Source organism: Nostoc sp. ChiVER01 (assembly GCF_034531155.1).
Lineage (GTDB): Bacteria > Cyanobacteriota > Cyanobacteriia > Cyanobacteriales > Nostocaceae > Nostoc.
On record NZ_JAVRBS010000015.1, the window covers coordinates 25,671 to 44,573 of the forward strand.

Genomic DNA, 18,903 nt, shown 5'->3' on the forward strand with positions numbered 1-18,903 from the left:
AAGGGTTGTGGAAAATTAGTTTGGAGTGAATAGTAATGTTTCCTAATTTTCTACCAGCACAAGTTAATCAGCTAACAGACCCAAAAGCGATCGCTTTTGTTCAAAGTATTGAGAGAATTGCCCTTACAACCTCCCTAAGCCAACACCCAATCCTCACAACATACATTCACAAAGGTAGGGGAATCACACCAATTCTGCTGCTACACGGCTTCGACAGTTCCATCCTAGAGTTCCGTTTTCTGTTGCCATTACTTGCTACTCAAAATGAAACATGGGCAGTAGATTTGTTAGGTTTTGGCTTTACACAAAGGCAAAAAGAAATAAATTATAGTCCAACTACAATCAAAATTCACCTTTACGATTTTTGGAGAACTTTAATCAACAGACCGATAATACTAGTAGGTGCATCAATGGGAGGTACAACTGCAATTGATTTTACTCTAACTTACCCTCAAGTTGTAAAATCACTAGTATTAATTAATAGTTTAGGTTACACTAATTCTCCCCCCTTTACCAAATACTTGTTTCCTCCTTTTGACTTTTTGGCTGTGGAATATCTACGTCAACGTCACATCTTGGCATTAAATTTATGTAGTAAATTACCTAATTTAGATACCAAAATACTTTTGGCTATTCAATGCGCCATGCTACATCAAGAAATGCCTGGTTGGCATGATGCCATGATTTCTTATGTCAAAACTGGGGGTTATAGCAACTTGGCGAATAGAATTGCCAAAGTTGAAAAACCAACACTAATTTTATGGGGAGAAGCTGATGGAATGCTCCCACCTGAAGATGCAGAAAAATTTCAACAATCCATTGCCAATTCTAAATTAATAAAACTCAAAAATTGTGGTCATGCTCCTCAAGTTGAACAGCCGGAAATCACATCTCAATATATTTTGCAGTTTCTAAATAATCGTAATTTCTAATTGATTTCAAACTGACTGCGTTGTTTACCGCCGCAGGAATTATAACGCCTCAAATTGCTGCCAACAAAGGTACAATGCACGCGGTACGTGAAAACATCCTTTCCATTTGCCACCTTTAAGGTTCAACAATACTTCTCCACGCCGATTGAGGTAGCCAAACCACTCACCGTATTCTGAATCAGCAAAGTGTGACCAGGTGTAATCGTGCATCTTTTGATACCATTCCCAGCACTCCTCACGCTCACTCAAGCGATAACCCATTGCTAATGCAACCAACGATTCTAGGTGAACCCACCACAGCTTTTGATCCCATTCCAATTGTTGTGGGGGATGACCATCTGCATCCATAAAGTAATACAATCCGCCGTACTCGCTATCCCAAGCAAAATTCAGGATGTTTAGCACCACATCAACGGCTTGGTTAATAGTTTTAGTGTCATTTTTACGACGCGCGATATCCATGATAAACCACATAGCTTCGATACCGTGGCCTGGATTAATCAGCCTTCCCTCAAAAGAATCTATGTGAGAACTGTCAGGGGCAACATTTTCGTACATTAACCCCCTTTCTTGGTCGAGAAAATCAGTCATCACTTCGCGGACAGTCTCAGCTAAGACATTCTCTAGTGTTTCCTTTGGTAGCAACCATTCCATTTCTAGAGTTAAATTGGCTAAAATCATTGGTACAGCCAACGATTTCATCGGGCGTGTGCCGGGGTAGGTTTTATTATATTTGCCTTTGGGGTTGTCCTTACGGCGTAATACGTTATTATAAGCCTGCATCGCCACATCCTTTGCCCATTCTTCGCCGCCAGCGAGTGCATATTTACTAAATGCCATTGCTGCAAAGCAGTCAGAAAAGATATTGTAAGGCTCAACCAGTGGTTTCCCTTCACGAGTGAGGGCAAAGTACCAGTTACCATCACTATCTCTGCCATGTTGGGCGAGAAAATTAGCGCCATTGCTAGCAATTTTTAACCAGTTTTCGCGTTTTTCTAGCTGGTTGTAAAGCATGGAAAAAGTCCACACCTGGCGGTTTTGCAGCCAAATAAATTTGTCGTTATCATAAATTTTGCCGTAGCGATCAAGACAGGTGAAATAGCCGCCTTGCTGCCAATCGAGAGAATATTTTTCCCAAAAGGGGAGGACATCGTTGAGGAGAGCGTTTTTGTAAAGTTCAGCGAGTGCTTGAAAATTATAGTCCATAAACTTTCTTCCCTTTCGTGCTAAAACCAACAGCTTAACAGTTATCATATTTTGGCTCTAATATGGAGCGTAGGCGTAGCCCGTCGTAGATATCGCGTCAGCCTTTTACAAGATTTAGTCAGCAGCAGGTATACTTCTATCTTGTATCTTGCACCATTCTCAATAACCGTAGGGTCATTTTTTAGAGATGAGGTTGTTATGAGTCAGATTGAACGAGTTGCGATCGTTGGAGGAAGCCACGGTAATGAGTTAACCGGAGTACATCTTGTCAAAAAGTTTCAGCAGTATCCAAATTTAATCGACAGAGAAAGTTTTAAAACTTTGGCATTACTTGGTAATCTCAAAGCTATTGAAGAAGGTAAAAGATACATTGATAAGGATTTAAATCGTTGCTTTACTAATCAAGGCTTACAAAATCTTCAACTCTCAAGTTATGAAGATACGCGGGCAAAAGCAATTCAACAGATATTACAACCGCAAAATCAGCCCTTTGTAGATGTAATTGTTGATTTGCATAGCACAACTGCCAATATGGGGTTAAGTCTGATTTTTTGTAACATGCATCCTTTTTTACTTCGATTAGGTGCTTATTTAAGTTCTATAAATCCGATGGTAAAGGTTTTTGTAAATCAACAATCTAGAGAAGGTGGATTTCTCCGTTCTCTGTGTGAGTTGGGTTTTGTTATAGAAGTTGGTGCTGTGGCTCAAAATATCTTAAACGCAGAATTATTTCAACAAACAGAGCAGCTTATCTATGGAATTTTAGACTATTTTGAAGGCTGCAACCAAGGGAATATTCCGCAGATAAATAATATGCTGACATTCTATCAATACATTAAATCTGTCGATTATCCAAGAAGCGATGCCTACGGCGGGCTGCACCAACGCGGCGAGATTAAAGCCATGATTCACCCTCAACTTCAGTTTAGAGATTATCAACCTTTGAATCCAGGCGATCCAATGTTTATAACTTTTGAAGGAAAAGACATTTTCTATGAGGGAGAGTCTACTGTTTATCCTATTTTTATTAATGAAGCAGCTTACTACGAAAAAGGAATTGCAATGCATCTAAGTCAAAAACAACAAGAGATAGTTTAATTAGTAGTAGTGGTACAGGCTTGGGATTATCAACTAGCTATTCGATTGTGGTAGAAAACATGGGGGTCAGTTAAGCTGCATTTCCATACCAGGAGAGGGTACAGAATTTATCATTGAAATTCCGGTGTAAATTTTTGCTTTTGTTTATAAAAAACTTAATATATCTGGGAATACTAAATCTGGAAGTTTTCAGGATTTAGCAATTATGGTTAATACTTTTCTCAGTATTCCCGGATATGGCATCAGTGAAGAACTATACAATGGTTCCAGAACGCTGGTTTATCGAGGGTATAGAGAGACTGACTTATTACCAGTAGTGATTAAACTGCTAAAAAATCCTTATCCAAGTTTCAGCGAACTCTTGTCGTTTCGCAATCAGTACACCATTACTAAAAATCTTAACTCACCTCTGATTGTCCAAACTTACAGTCTCCAAGCCTATCAGAATGGTTATACGTTGGTGATGGAAGACTTTGGGGGGATTTCTTTAAAAGAGTGGGGAATGGGGGGAAGCGTAGAATTTCTAATGGAGTTTTTAGAGATAGCGATCGCACTATGCAATACCTTAAATGTACTTTATCGTTCGCGCATTATTCATAAAGATATTAAACCTGCCAATATTTTAATTAATCCCGAAACAAAAGAAGTTAAATTAATCGACTTTAGTATTGCATCTTTACTACCACGGGAAACACAAATATTGATCAATCCCAATGTGTTAGAAGGGACATTAGCTTATATTTCCCCAGAACAAACAGGCAGAATGAATCGGGGAATTGACTATCGGACTGATTTTTATTCTTTAGGTGTAACTTTTTACGAATTACTCACCGGAGAACTACCATTTCAATCAAATGATCCAATGGAGTTGGTACATTGTCATATTGCTAAAGCAGCACCCTTATTACATAGAAATAACCCACAAATACCGTCTGTATTTTCAGATATTATCAATAAATTGATGGCTAAAAATGCAGAAGATCGGTATCAAAGTGCATTAGGATTAAAATATGATTTAGAAATTTGTCTAACTCAACTGCAAGAAACTGGTAAGATTAATAAATTTAAAATTGCTCAAAGAGATGTGTGCGATGGCTTCATCATTCCTGATAAGCTTTATGGACGAGAAAGCGAGGTTGAAACCCTAATCCAAGCATTTGAGCGAGTCAGCCTTGGCGTAACAGAAATGATGTTGATAGCTGGGTTTTCTGGAATTGGGAAAACTGCGGTTGTCAATGAAGTTCATAAACCGATTGTGCGGCAACGCGGTTATTTTATTAAAGGGAAATATGACCAATTTCAACGCAATATTCCCTTTTCGGCTTTTGTCCAAGCATTTCGAGATTTAATGGGGCAGTTATTAACAGAAAGTGATACACAAATTCAGCAATGGAAGAACAAAATATTATCAGCCCTTGGAGAAAATGGACAAGTAATTATTGAAGTCATTCCTGAACTAGAAAGAATTATTGGTCAACAAACACCTGCAATCAAGCTATTAGGAACTGCCGCCGAAAATAGATTTAATTTATTGTTTCAAAATTTTACCGAAGTCTTTACCAGTACAGAACATCCATTAGTGATATTTTTAGATGATTTGCAATGGGCAGATTCAGCATCACTTAAGTTAATGCAGCTATTAATGGCTGATACAGGTCATCTTTTATTAATTGGTGCATATCGTGATAATGAAGTCAACCCAGCGCATCCATTAATGTTGACTTTGAGTGATATTCAAAAAAGCCAAGCAACCATTAATACAATTGTTTTAGAACCACTTAGCCAAGGGCAAGTAAATCAGTTAATTGCTGACACACTTAAATGTACAGAAAAATTGGCATTGCCTCTTTCTCAATTTGTCTATCAGAAAACTCAAGGGAATCCGTTTTTTACTACACAGTTTATTAAATTATTATATCAAGATAGGTTAATTAACTTTAATTTTGATTCAGGATTTTGGCAATGTGATATTGCCGAGGTGAATCAGCTAGCGATTACAAATGATGTTCTTGTCTTTATGGCATTGCAATTACGGAAATTGCCTCAATCAATCCAACAGGTATTGCAGTTAGCTGCCTGTATTGGTAATCAGTTTGATTTAGCAACTTTGGTAATTGTTTCAGAACAATCAGAAATTGAAATTGCTGCTGAATTATGGAAAGCTTTACAAGAAGGACTAATTTTACCGATTAGTGATGTTTATAAATTTTATCAAGGAGATCATAATGATAAATTTACAATAGAGAATGTTAATAACAGTAAACAATTAGCACAATATAAATTTTTACATGATCGAGTACAACAAGCAGCCTATTCGCTGATTCCTGCTCACGAAAAACAAGTAACTCATCTTAAAATAGGGCGATTACTTCAACAAAATTTATCAGAGATAGAGCAAGAAGAAAAATTGTTTGATATTGTCGGGCATCTGAACAAAGGACAGGAGTTAATCACTCAGCCAAGAGAACAAGAAATATTAGCTGAACTCAACTTAAAAGCCGCAGGTAAGGCTAAAAATTATACAGCATACGCGGCAGCAAGAGTCTATTTACAAACAGGTATCGAACTACTACAGGCAAACTGTTGGGTTCAACAGTATGAATTAACCCTAAACCTTTACGTTGCATCTGCTGAAGCCAATTATTTGAATGGCGACTTTGATGCTATGGAACAGATAGCAACAATAGTGTTGCAAGAAGCTCAGACGATTTTAGATAAAGTTAAAATCTACGAAATTCAAATTGGAGCGCAAACTTTACAAAGTAATGTGTTGGAAGCGATCGCAGTTGGCAGAAAAGCCTTATGCCAATTGGGGGTTGAACTGCCTTCAGAACCTGACGAAGCTAAGATTAGCAAAGCACTACAAACCGTTGCTACCCAACTTGAAGGTAGACAAGTTGAAGAATTACTCAATCTACCACTAACAAATGATGCCACCACTCAGGCTGCAATGCAAGTGATGGGAATGTTGTTTGCACCAATTATCCAAGGGATGCCCGATTTATTACCCTTACTGAGTTCAACGATGGTAAGTTTATCTCTGCAATCTGGTAATACTGTGGCATCAACAACTGGGTATGCGATTCATGGTATGGTGATGTCTGCTTTCTTGGGAGATGTTGTCTCAGGCTATGCTTTTGGTAAATTAGCTCTAAATTTACTTGAAAAACTTAATATACAAGAAGTTAAGACCGTCGTTATGTTTTTGTTTGGCTGCTTTATTCAGCACCATCAAGAGCGATTGAGTGCCACAATTCCTATTTTGAAAGCAGCTTACCATACTGGGATAGAAACTGGTAATTTCTTACATGCTGGTTTTTCTTTGGCTACCCACAGTAATGCCAGGTTTTTTAGTGGTGCAGAACTGAATAGTTTTGCTCAAGATATGGCTGATTATAGTGTGGCATTGGCTCAGGTGAAACAATATTCTGCTCAAGTATATGTGGATCTGGGAAAACAAATGGCAGAAAACTTGATTGAACTAGCCAGTCAACCACATAGCTTAATTGGCAATTCCTACAATGAAACGGTGATGCTTCCTAAGCACCAGCAGGATAACGATCTAACAGCGATCGCAGAACTCTACATATACAAACTGCTACTTGCCTACTATTTTGGTAATTATACAGATGCAAGCAACTATATTGCTCAAGCCAACCTATATTTGATGACCCTATCGGGAACGATTTATATTCCCATTTTTCATTTTTATGCTGCGCTAACGCACCTCGCTTTTTTATGCACCCAGCCAGAAATTGAACAAGCCGAAATTCTTGCTCTCGCACAAACTCATCAAACTATTTTGCATCAATGGGCACAAAATACCCCAATGAATCATTTGCATAAATGGTATTTAGTTGAAGCTGAACGTTATCGAATTTTGGGTGAAAAAATTGCGGCAATTGAGTATTATGACAAAGCCATAACTCTTGCCAAAGAACATCAGTTCATCAACGATGAAGCCTTAGCCAATGAACTAGCAGCAAAATTTTACCTAGAATGGACTAAAGAACGTATCGCTGGGGAATATATAATCCAAGCCTACTATGCCTATTCCCGTTGGGGTGCTAAAGCCAAAGTTGCCGACTTGGAAAAACGTTATCCTCAACTCCTTACTCCTATCCTTGAGCAAACCCGTTCTTCCTTCTCTACTAATGACACTATCTTTGCCTTGGAAAGTGTCACCTCCAACAGTTTTGCCACATCTAGCAGTAGCAGCGTTTCTATTGCTTTAGATTTAGCTGCCATTCTCAAAGCTTCCCAAACTATCTCAAGCGAAATCGAATTTGAAAAACTGCTTTCATCATTACTGCATATCGTCATTGAAAATGCAGGAGCTGATAAGTGTGTGTTAATGCTTGCAGAGTCAGGTAATTTGCTGGTTCGGGCATTAGCAAACTTAAAACTACAGAATAATGGAAATACCAAAGTTAATTTTTCTCCAATACTGACCAATCCCCAGCCATTTGAAGAGTCTATTGACGTACCAATTGGCTTAATTAATACAGTCAAACGCAGCTTACAACCTGCCATTATTGTTGATGCTAGTATACATCCGCAATTAATTCATGACCCTTACATTGGGCAACAGCAGCCCAAGAGTATCTTGTGTAGCCCAATTTTGCATGCAAGTAAGTTGCTTGGCATGTTGTATCTAGAAAACAATCTAGCGACTGGAGCATTTACGAGCGATCACGTCGAACTGCTGAACTTGCTGTGCGCTCAAGCGGCAATTTCTATAGAAAATGCCCAACTTTATGAGCGATCGCAGCAACATGCTCAACAGCTAGAGCGATCGCTTGAGGAGTTAAGCGCCGCACAGTCTGGCTTGCAAGCATCCCAGCAACGACTCCAGCTATTAGTTCAGCAAACTCCACTAGCAGTCATAGAGTGGGATACTAATTTTCATGTTAAGGATTGGAACCCAGCAGCAGAAAGAATCTTTGGCTACACCAAACAGGAGGCTTTAGGTTGTCAATTTCAATTCATCATTCCTCAAATAATTCAAGCAGAAATGGAGCAAGTTAGCGTCGAAATTATATCGCAGGAGGGCGGTAATTACAGTATCAATGAAAATGTGACTAAGGATGGTAAAATTATCATTTGTGCTTGGTATAATAATCCGCTTGTAAGTGCAGATGGCCAGTTAATCGGAGTTGCTTCTCTAGCAGATGATATTACAGAACAGCAAGCTGCGCTACGCGAACGCAAAGTTGCCGAAGTCCAACTCCAACAAAAAGCACAAGAGCTAGAAACTGCTTTACAAAATCTGCAACAAGCACAATTACAAATGGTGCAAAGTGAAAAAATGTCTGCACTGGGCAATCTTGTAGCAGGTGTAGCCCATGAAATGAACAATCCTTTAGGTTTTATTTCTGCCAGTCTCAAACAAACTAAACCTACCATTGCTGATATTACTGAACACTTGAAACTTTATCAAGAAATTTTTCCTGACAAGAGTGAGAAAATTATTGAGCACGCTGAAGAAATCGATTTAGATTATAGTTTAGAAGATTTGCCCAAGATGATTAATTCTATGTCTATGGCGTGCGACAGGCTCAAAAACATCAGTACCAGTTTACGCACTTTCTCTCGTGCCGATCAAGATTACAAAGTACCATTTAATATTCACCAAGGTATTGATAGTACCATTCTCATTCTCAAACATCGTTTGAAGGCAAATGAACAACGTCCCGCGATTGAAGTTGTTACTAACTACGATAATTTACCTCAAGTAGAATGTTTTCCTGGTCAATTAAATCAGGTATTTATGAACTTGCTTGCGAATGCCGTTGATGCTTTAGATGAATCTAATCAAGAACGAAGTTTTGAGGAAATTAAGAATAATCCTAACTGCATTACAATTACAACCTCAGTCGAAAGTAATCTAGTTAAAATAGCTATTGCTGATAATGGTAAAGGAATAAATGAAGAAGTAAAAGAAAAAATATTTAATCATTTATTTACTACAAAAGCTGTTGGGAAAGGAACGGGGTTAGGACTTGCGATCGCTCGTCAAATTGTCGAAGAAACCCACGGCGGAAAATTAAGTTTTAACTCAGTTCTCGGTGAAGGTACAGAATTTATCATGGAAATCCCGGTATGATTTTTGGTTGATCAACTACAGAAGCAATGCCTACTCTCCGATACGCTACGCGTAGCTCTCCTGCGGAACGCTGCGCGATCTCGTTAACGCACTTTTATCAAGAAGGAAAAAAGTAAAAACCTCGCTTTTTGTGGGTGGCTTGATTTAATTGCGTTAGCGTTAGCGAAGCGGTAGCGAGGAACAAGCGTCCGTAGGAGCGTCATTGCGTTAGCGGAGCCGGGCGTTAGCCCATTGCGAATTGGTTTCATCTTGCCACTAACCAAGCTTGTAAATCAGCCAAACTGGTAAAATCTAACACTGCTTCGCTCAAATCTTCTAGAACAGGTAGGGTTAAACCAGAAATTGCGGAGCGTATTTCTTCAGAGAGTTCTCCAAAACGCTTAGTCAACAGTCGAATAATGAGGTTAGCAGCCTCTTCTCGTCGGCCTTCTTCTCGTCCTTCCTCTCGGCCTTCTTCTTTAATTTCGCGGTAAACCCTTGTTTCCTTGAGCGTGATTCCTAGCATAGACTCTACCTCTATTCGGCTTAATTGTTCAAACTTGTACACCATTATCGTTGTCACTAATTCCATTATGACGCTACTTGATGGTTGAGGTTGTTCTTGGCGCGATCGCTCAAGTAAATATCTAGCTTCTTGTGGTGCTTGTTCTTCTTCCACAGTAGTTAACACCATTAGGGCTAACCATAAAGGTAATTGGCGAATATCCCCTAATTCATCCAAATACACTCGATGTACTTGCTCACCATTCAGCAATGAGCGATGGGGATAAATATCCCTTTGTTCAATACTGCGAGATGGATAAATTATCACTGCTTGCCAGTCGCTAAATCTAATTCGGTTGCGGTAGAAATATAGTGAAGATTCTGCAAATACTCTTTCGTAAAGCTGTTCATCTTTTTGAAACTGTACTTCACAGAAATATACAACACCTGCACCTTCATTTTCTGGTGGAAGAAATACCCCATCTATCTCAAATTTAGGTTCTTTAATAGCTACTGAATCAAATCGATAAGCATCTGCGTTTGTGGGCGGATTTGTCAATAATTCAAATAGCAAAGTGGGAGATTGTTGAAATAGTTTATAAAAAATGGAGTCTCGGCGCATGAATCATTATGCTTAATTTATTCAACTTGCGATACATTTAATCACATATCTCCCTACATATAGCAATCCTAAATCATTCGTGAAAAGTTAGCTCCACAACTTATTTGATAAGTCGTGGAGCTAAACACCGTAAATTTTTACAAATCAGATAGGATTGCTATAGCTATTCTCTAAACCTGATGATAAGTTTTTAAGCGCACACGATATTAAACGCTTACCTCGGCAGCCGATAGATAATTACTTTTCCTTTCCAATTTTCTTCCACAAATACTAGATGTTCACCATTTGAACGACGAAAAGCGCGGATACCGTAAGGTATATCAATCCAGCCACTTTCGCTGCCAACTTCTGGGCCTGGTTTTAACTGTTGTACCTGCGCTCCCGTCTTAGCATTATAGACATATATCTCTGCGGTTTTGACTGTCACGGCAAATACATAGTCTCCCGTCACACTGATTGCAGCTGTAGACACTTCGCGTTTACCAGTGGTGTCGTAGGGAATCACAATCCGCCAACGGGGAGTACGATTTCCTTTACTCCAATTGTCAAAACGGGCAATTTCAGATCCAGCAACTCCAGTATCATCACCGAATGCAGGGTGATCTCCTGTAAAGCCTGACAAATACATAGTATCTGTTTGGGGGAAATATTCGATTCGTCGCAAGTCGTTAAATATTTTGGGAGTAGTTTGCTTTTCCATCGAACTATAGCTGTAGATGGGGTTGCCTTTAGCATCTATTCTCTGTAAAGGATAGTGTCGGATGCCATCTTCTGTTCGCAAAGCTTTCCAAACATCTCCTTTGCTATCTACCCACCAGCCGCCGATATAGGGATAATCTTTGCTAGTATCATATTCGTTCTTTTCAAATTTGCCGTTTCCGTTGCGATCGCGCCAGATCCATTCCCCTTGTTTTGGTTGATTCGGTGGCCAATTTCCCTTAAGAAATGGTTTATCATTGCTGCCAACAAACATTCCGGCTGGGATAGCAACTTTACCATCTGTAGCTGGATTAAAACGATATATTTGCAGAAAGCTGTTATACATATCTGTGAGGAACAAAAACGGCTTTCCTTGGATGCGGCGAACAAAGGTTCCATCTGGCGATGTATGCAGACGTGGATCTTGAGGATATTTGAAAGGATTTAAAGTATAGGCTTTGTAAGTCCATTGCTTACCAGCAGCCTTACTGTAATCCATGAGATAGTGTTCTTGTTTGGTGAATAAATCTACACCATCAGTTTTCGGATCTGCATCTGCATTATCGACGAATATCAATCCTAGCGATCGCCATATTAGTTTTCCCGATGGCGAAAATTTCCGCAAATCTGTGCCTGATTTGTTGAAACCATTACTATTTATATAGATATTGCCTAAAGCATCTGTACCAACTCCGGTAAGTCCATAAAGTTTCAAATCTTGAACTTCACCAGGAACTCCTGCATAGATACCGCCTTTAACACCAAAACTACTCACCTGCGTCGGCTTATCTTTAATGTCATAAACCAACATTTGCTGACGTGGCCCATTTTCTGCCACTAATAACTTACCTTGATGATCAATTGCGATCGCAGTTGGTTCAATAATATCTGCAATCTGTTGGGCTAACTGCTTTCCACTCGGCGAATAATGTAAAATCTTGGCAGGCTTACTACCATTTTTGCTTTGAATAATCCACAGATTTTTTTGTGGATCAATAGTTATTGCTCCGGGATTAGCAACGGTAAAGCTGCGGAGTTCCTTCATCGTATTAGTATCATAGACACGAATCTGATTAGTAGCAAAATCACTCACATACAACTCGCTTCCCACAGTTGCTAATCCAGTAACTTCATTTTTAGTACTGGCAATCAGCATACTTTTATCCCAGCCACGCCCATTAGGAAAAGGCGCAGGTTTTCCCGATAAATCATAGCGTCTAACGCAATGCCAAGTTGTTCCTTCTGCTGGGTAATCTTCATCGGTTTTACCCTTCGATCCCTGAGTCATGGCAAGGTAAATATATTTACTATTTGCTGTTACAGCTATGCCACCACCACGACTCCAGCCGTGAGTATCTCCAATAGCACCAACAACTTTACCATCCTTATAAATGGCTGCTTCCATTCCTGCCTCATCCCAATGGCTGTTAGTATAAACTGTGCCATCAGGGGCAACATACATTGCCTCAATATTGTTTTGTATCCGCAGATTTCCACTGCCAATCGTATTACCTATCCACGATGTTTTATAGGTAGATGTGGATGTTCCCGTATTGTTTTCTACTAGTAGATTTTCACTAGCAATAGTATTACTTGCCGATAATTTTTTGTGTATAAGTGTGGCTGTTTCAGTATTGTTTTTTACTTGCAAATTTTCACTAGCAATAGTATTACTTGTCGATAATTTTTTGTGTGTAAGCGTGGCTGTTTCAGTATTGTTTTGTATCGTAAGGTTTTTAGCACCAATAGTATTACTTATGGATGATGTTTTGTAGATAAGCGTGCGTGTTCCAGTTGTTGCCCAGTCTGTTGTAATTCCAAGAGTAGTAACAATTACTCCAATAGTCAGACTGAGTAAAAATTTAAAAGTTTTACTTTTTTGTATATATCTAATCTTAAATATTTTTTTGAGGTACTGGTTGAGTTGGTGACGGAGTTGTATTAACCGCGTCAGTAATTTATTTTTCATATACTTTTTAAGCTTTTAATTATTTATATACAATGGTTTTTTCGGTAATCCGCAAAAAATATAACTATTTTGAAGTGCTTAAGATACAGGCTATGTATAGAGATGACATTTAATAGCAAGTTTTACATAAGTTTTATCAAGCTCACATGATTCTTTAAATTTACAGCTAATATATTTGAGGTATTAATATTTACTTATTATTCGATTTTAGCGGTAAAATTTAATACAAAATAGTTTATATAATTATTACTTGATATCAGTCTTTTCTTTCTCTATATAGCATTCAGCTTTCTTAATTAGCAAGTATCATATATATCTATATCGGTGTTATTTAGTCAATAAAAACACAATTTTCATTCCTTGTTGACGTTGACGTATAAATAGTTTATAAATTGGTGTTCTATACAAAAAATCTTATTGGTAAGTGAATTCATAAATTTTAATAATTCAGGTTTAGATACAGATGTAGAAGCACATATCTATGCGCTTGTTTTAATATATTTATAGGAGATATCTCAGTGGAAAATAAATCAGAAAATTTTGCTTCATCATCTGCATCTATTCTCACTCTTGGATTAGGCTGGTTTCCCAAAAGTCCAGGAGGATTAGAAAGGTATATTTATGAATTAACTCATAAATTAGCTGCAAATAAAGACCAGATTGAATTATGCGGAATCGGTTTACCAGAAGCTGAAGTAAATTTACCGATTAAGTTGACTAATTTGGCAAGTCCCGACAGTGCTATTTGGCAAAGATTATGGTCTATTCGCACTAATTTTCAGAAAACAAGAGCAGGCAAGCCAGATGCTATTAATTTGCACTTTGCATTATATAGCTTTCCTATTTTAGATATTTTACCAAAGGGAGTACCAGTTACTTTTAACTTTCATGGCCCTTGGGCTTCTGAGAGTCAGCAAGAAGTAGTTAATAAAAATCTTAGTCTTTTAATCAAGCACTGGTTAATAGAACGAAATACTTATAATCGGTGCGATCGCTTCATTGTTTTGAGCAAAGCATTTGGTAAAATTCTACATGATAAATATCAAGTACCGTGGAGCAAAATTAATATTATTCCTGGTGGAGTTGATATTAACTGGTTTCAACCAAATTTATCACCCCAAGAGGCTTGTACAAAGCTAGGCTGGCCAACTAATCGCCGGATCATATTTACATCGCGCCGCTTAGTACATCGAACCGGAGTAGACAAATTATTACAGGCACTGGCTATAATTAAGCCCAGAATACCAGATGTTTGGCTAGCGATCGCAGGTCGTGGTCACATCCAAGCTGCACTACAACAACAGGCTATAGAATTAGGGCTAGCCGACAACGTTAAGTTTTTAGGTTTTCTACCTGATGAGCAATTGCCTATAGCTTATCAAGCTGCTGAGTTAACTGTTATGCCTAGCCAATCTTTTGAGGGATTTGGATTAGTAATAATTGAGTCTCTAGCGTGTGGTACTCCTGTTTTATGTACCCCAGTTGGAGGAATGCCAGAAATTTTATCAGGATTTTCACCCGATTTAATTACTACTTCAACAGAAGCCTCAGCCATTGCTGAAAAACTAGAGCAAGTACTTTTGGGAAATAGCCCTATACCTTCACGAGAAGCTTGTCGCCAGTACGCCACCGCAAACTACGACTGGAATCAAATCGCCCAACAAGTACGGAAAATTTTATTAGCTTAAATAATTGATTGTAATAGATATTAAGGGTGCTAAGTGAGTAAAATTAGCTAAAATAGAGGTTTAATGAGAGTTTTTTTTCTAGACCAAAGTGGTAAACCAGGCGGCGCAGAATTATGTTTAATAGATATTGCTAAACCTTATGGTAATAGTGCTTTAGTCGGTTTATTTGCAGATGGGCCGTTTAAAGATTTATTGCAGCAAAATCATATCCCAGTAGAAGTTCTTGCAACTCAAGCAATCCAAGTTCGCAAAGAAAGCAGTTTGGTGCAAGGATTAAAGAGTTTGGTACAACTTGCGCCTTTAATTACTAAAGTAATTAAAATAGCGCATGAATACGATTTAATTTATGCCAATACTCAAAAAGCGTTAGTTGTCGGAGCATTAGCAAGTTTTTTCAGTCGTCGTCCTCTGGTTTATCATTTACATGATATTCTTTCCAAAGAACATTTTAGCCAAACTAATCTTCACATTGCTGTTAACTTAGCTAATCGTTTTGCATCATTAGTAATTGCAAATTCCCAAGCTAGTAAAATAGCCTTTGTACAAGCGGGAGGCCGCCCAGATATTATCGAAGTTGTCTATAACGGCTTTGAAACAAAAAAATATCAAACTGATGAGTCTGACATTAATAAATTACAGCAACAGTTAGGATTGCAAGGAAAATTTGTAGTCGGACACTTTAGCCGTCTTGCACCTTGGAAAGGGCAGCATATTTTAATTGATGCTCTTGCCAAATGTCCGCCAGAGGTGACAGCAATTTTAATGGGTGATGCACTATTTGGGGAACAAGATTACGTCCAACAGTTACACCGACAAGTTGCTGAACTAGGATTAGAAAACCGCGTTAAATTTTTAGGATTTCGTTCTGATATTCCTCAGTTAATGGCAGCTTGTGACTTAGTAGCACATACCTCTATTTCCCCAGAACCTTTTGGTAGAGTCATTGTAGAGGCGATGCTATGTGGAAAACCTGTAGTTGCACCCAAAGCTGGCGGTGTAATGGAATTAGTAGAACATGGACTTAATGGTTTTCTAATGACACCAGGAGAACCCCACGAACTTGCACAAATAATTATCACCTGTCTTCAGGAGACGGAAATAACTGCAACTATAGCTAATAATGCCCAGACTTCTGCTACTCGGCGTTTTGATGTCGCAATTATTAATCAGCAAATTGCCCAACTGCTGTCTCATATCACGTCCGCTTAAATAGACATATAGCGGTTTTAAATTGCGTGGAGTACAGACAATTCGTAGGGTAGCACAGCTAGCTTTGTGTGCCCCTACCTACTAAGTTTCAAAGCCTCTCCACGCTTGGGGGATAAGTTTCCAGCGAATGGAATTTAAAAACTTTGCCTTTCCCTGGGAATGAGTATACGAAGTTGGTTAAGTTAGCAATAATGTCATTAACAAGATTGACTTAAAAAACTATATACTATATCATATTTTGTGACTGATGCAGCAAAAATAAATTTAACTAATCAGACTTGGTAGATAAAAAGATTTTGCAGAACATAGCGATGTGTGACGAAAACACATAGCAGTACACAAGTGGAATCAAAGCAGATAAAGAACACTAATTTTATGACCTCAACCACAACTTACACTTACGATGTCGATGGCAAAGTGATATCTGAGAGGACAGACAACAACAGTGATGGAATAACAGACTCAGTTATTACCTACCGCTATGACCGGACATTCTTTACTTCTGACAACAATGGCGACGGCAAAGTTGATTATGTCGAAACCTTTACTTATGATGCCAAGGGCAACCGGACATCCGATAGCATTGACAACAACGGCGACGGCAAAGTTGATACTGTCGAAACCTCTATTTATGATGCCAAGGGCAACGTGACATCCAATAGCCGTGACAACAATGGCGACGGCAAAGTTGATTCTGTCGAAACCTTTACTTATGATGCCAAGGGCAAGGTGACATCCCATAGCTATGACTACAACGACGACGGCAAAGTTGATAATGTCTACACCTATACTTATGATGCCAAGGGCAACCAGACATCCTATAGCTCTGACTACAACGGCGACGGCAAAGTTGATGATGTCGAAACCTATACTTATGATGCCAAGGGCAACCGGACATCTACTACCTTTGCCAACGGCGACGGCAAAGTTGGTAATGTCGAAACCTATACTTATGATGCCAAGGGCAACCTGACATCTGATAGCGTTGACTTGAAGGGCGACGGCAAACTTGATTATGTCCAAACCAATACTTATGATGCCAAGGGCAACCGGACATTTAGTAGCTTTACCGACGGCGACGGCATACCTATTTATGCCACCACCTATACTTATGATGCCAAGGGCAACCTGACATCCAATAGCTTTGACAACAGCGGCGACGGCAAAGTTGATACTGTCGAAACCTATACTTATGATGCCAAGGGCAACCGGACATCCGATAGCGTTGACTCCAACGGCGACGGCAAAGTTGATTATGTCAACACCTATACTTATGATGCCAAGGGCAACCAGACATCCAATAGCCTTGACAGCAACGGCGACGGCAAAGTTGATTCTGTCGAAACCTTTACTTATGATGCCAAGGGCAACCGGACATCCGATAGCCGTGACAACAATGGCGACGGCAAAGTTGATTATGTCGAAACCTTTACTTATGATGCCAAGGGCAACCTGACATCCAATAGCCGTGACAACAACGGCGACGGCAAAGTTGATTATGTCGAAACCTCTACTTATGGACGCGCATCTGCCAGCTACGACTTCAACAATGATGGTGTAATTGATGCAGTTGGCATCTACAGCTACGATTTGAGCGGCAACCTGAAATCACAAAAAATTGACAATAATGATGATGGCATCTTTGATGAAGTCACCGCTTATAGTTACGACGCTAGCGGCAAACAGACTGCACAGGTAGCTGACAAAAATAATGATGGTATCCCTGATGAGATTACCACTTTCAACTACGATCGCAATGGCAAACTAATTTCCGCAGATATTGACAACAACAGTGATGGCATTACTGATGCAGTTGCCACTTATCTATATGATACCAATGGTCAATTAATCAGCAAAACCACTACAGACGAAAATGTGCCAAAGATTACTTTAAAAGGTAGTAACGGTGCAGATGAACTCAGTGGTGGGGCTGGTAATGATCAAATTTCTGGCAAAAACGGCAACGATAAACTCTTTGGATTAGCCGGAAATGACAAACTAGTTGGTGGTAGTGGTAATGACATCCTTAATGGTGGCGCTGGGCGTGATACCCTCACAGGCGGTTGTGGCGCTGATAAATTTGTGTTCAGTAGTCTGAGTGATTCGCTGCTGTCTAGCTTTGATAAAATAACTGACTTGAACATTTCTCAAGATAAAATTGATGGGCTGTATGCAGTTAGCGCAACTAATTTAGTTCAACTTGGCACTGTTGCAAGTCTAAATCTCTCAGATATACAACAGATATTGACTGCAACTGCTTTTGTAGCTAAAGGTGCGGCAACTTTTACCCTTGGTACAGGCAATAAGGAGCAGACTTTTCTGGCACTCAACGATAACACTAATGGATTCTCTGCCCTCACGGATGCTGTGATTGAGATTAGTTGCTACAAGGGTAACTTAGCCTCCTTAGCAGTTGTATAATCAGACTAAGGTTCAGGTGTGATTACAAACCAACTAATTCACGAGATTCAAAATCAGAGAGTTGTTGAGCGATTGCTAATCTTGCTTCTAACTTACCTACACTAAACTGGTTACGCAGATATTCCAAATGAGCAATGGCATTTGCTTTATCGAGAGTTAATCGAATTTGGGTGTCTATTGCCTTTTGATATTCATGATTCACAAGCAGCACTTCAAAGCGACGTGCCTTGCGTTGAGCATCATTTTTCAAATCCATCTCAAAGGCGGCGATACGATCCGCATTGCCTTCAAATCGGTTAATTTGGTGCTGCACTGCCATCAACTGAGAGTCTATTTCATTAGCCCGTTGGGCAGCTTGTGCGATTGCAGCTGGATAATGACTCAGTTGCATCATTTAATAATTTTCCTCTCAGAATCAAATATACTCATGATTCCGTTAGCCGTCAGACTGAAATCTGCGGCTACACGAA

The 18,903-nt window shown here is 39.2% G+C and carries 10 protein-coding genes; 6 read left to right on the top strand and 4 right to left on the bottom strand.

The genetic code is table 11. The annotated features are described in order from the left end of the window. Window positions 1-35 precede the first annotated feature (35 nt). Window positions 36-932, top strand: coding sequence for an alpha/beta hydrolase (locus RMY00_RS19765; RefSeq protein ID WP_322649166.1), 897 nt, complete (start codon window positions 36-38; stop codon window positions 930-932). Between the two features lie 39 nt (window positions 933-971). On the opposite strand, the gene RMY00_RS19770 is transcribed toward RMY00_RS19765, so the two are convergent. Further along, window positions 972-2,138: an AGE family epimerase/isomerase gene (locus RMY00_RS19770; protein WP_322649167.1), complete on the bottom strand. Its 1,167-nt coding sequence runs from the start codon at window positions 2,136-2,138 to the stop codon at window positions 972-974. A 198-nt stretch (window positions 2,139-2,336) separates the two neighbouring features. On the opposite strand from RMY00_RS19770, the gene RMY00_RS19775 reads away from it, so the two are divergent. Further along, window positions 2,337-3,236 (top strand): aspartoacylase, encoded by a 900-nt coding sequence (locus tag RMY00_RS19775; RefSeq protein ID WP_322649168.1) that lies wholly within the window; start codon window positions 2,337-2,339, stop codon window positions 3,234-3,236. Window positions 3,237-3,441: 205 nt separating this feature from the next. Then, window positions 3,442-9,342: an AAA family ATPase gene (locus RMY00_RS19780; protein WP_322649169.1), complete on the top strand. Its 5,901-nt coding sequence runs from the start codon at window positions 3,442-3,444 to the stop codon at window positions 9,340-9,342. 244 nt (window positions 9,343-9,586) lie between these two features. On the opposite strand, the gene RMY00_RS19785 is transcribed toward RMY00_RS19780, so the two are convergent. Together RMY00_RS19785 and RMY00_RS19790 are read right to left on the bottom strand one after the other, a co-directional pair. Further along, window positions 9,587-10,447, bottom strand: a complete 861-nt coding sequence (locus tag RMY00_RS19785) for an Rpn family recombination-promoting nuclease/putative transposase (RefSeq protein ID WP_322649170.1) — start codon at window positions 10,445-10,447, stop codon at window positions 9,587-9,589. Between the two features lie 214 nt (window positions 10,448-10,661). Continuing rightward, the gene (locus RMY00_RS19790) at window positions 10,662-13,115 is read right to left on the bottom strand and encodes a hypothetical protein (protein WP_322649171.1); all 2,454 of its coding nucleotides are present in this window, start codon (window positions 13,113-13,115) and stop codon (window positions 10,662-10,664) included. Between the two features lie 518 nt (window positions 13,116-13,633). Between RMY00_RS19790 and RMY00_RS19795 the strand changes: the two genes are divergently transcribed. The 3 genes from RMY00_RS19795 to RMY00_RS19805 all read left to right on the top strand — a co-directional run bounded on the left by RMY00_RS19795 (window position 13,634) and on the right by RMY00_RS19805 (window position 18,433). Next, window positions 13,634-14,803 carry a glycosyltransferase family 4 protein gene (locus RMY00_RS19795; protein ID WP_322649172.1) on the top strand — a complete coding sequence of 390 codons (1,170 nt, stop codon included), beginning with the start codon at window positions 13,634-13,636 and terminating at the stop codon, window positions 14,801-14,803. A 63-nt stretch (window positions 14,804-14,866) separates the two neighbouring features. After that, window positions 14,867-16,012, top strand: a complete 1,146-nt coding sequence (locus RMY00_RS19800; protein ID WP_322649173.1) for a glycosyltransferase — start codon at window positions 14,867-14,869, stop codon at window positions 16,010-16,012. Window positions 16,013-16,387: 375 nt separating this feature from the next. Beyond that, window positions 16,388-18,433, top strand: coding sequence for a bluetail domain-containing putative surface protein (locus RMY00_RS19805; RefSeq protein ID WP_322649174.1), 2,046 nt, complete (start codon window positions 16,388-16,390; stop codon window positions 18,431-18,433). Between the two features lie 22 nt (window positions 18,434-18,455). Here the strand turns inward: RMY00_RS19805 and RMY00_RS19810 are convergent, their stop codons facing one another. Further along, the gene (locus tag RMY00_RS19810) at window positions 18,456-18,827 is read right to left on the bottom strand and encodes a hypothetical protein (RefSeq protein WP_322649175.1); all 372 of its coding nucleotides are present in this window, start codon (window positions 18,825-18,827) and stop codon (window positions 18,456-18,458) included. Window positions 18,828-18,903 lie beyond the last annotated feature (76 nt).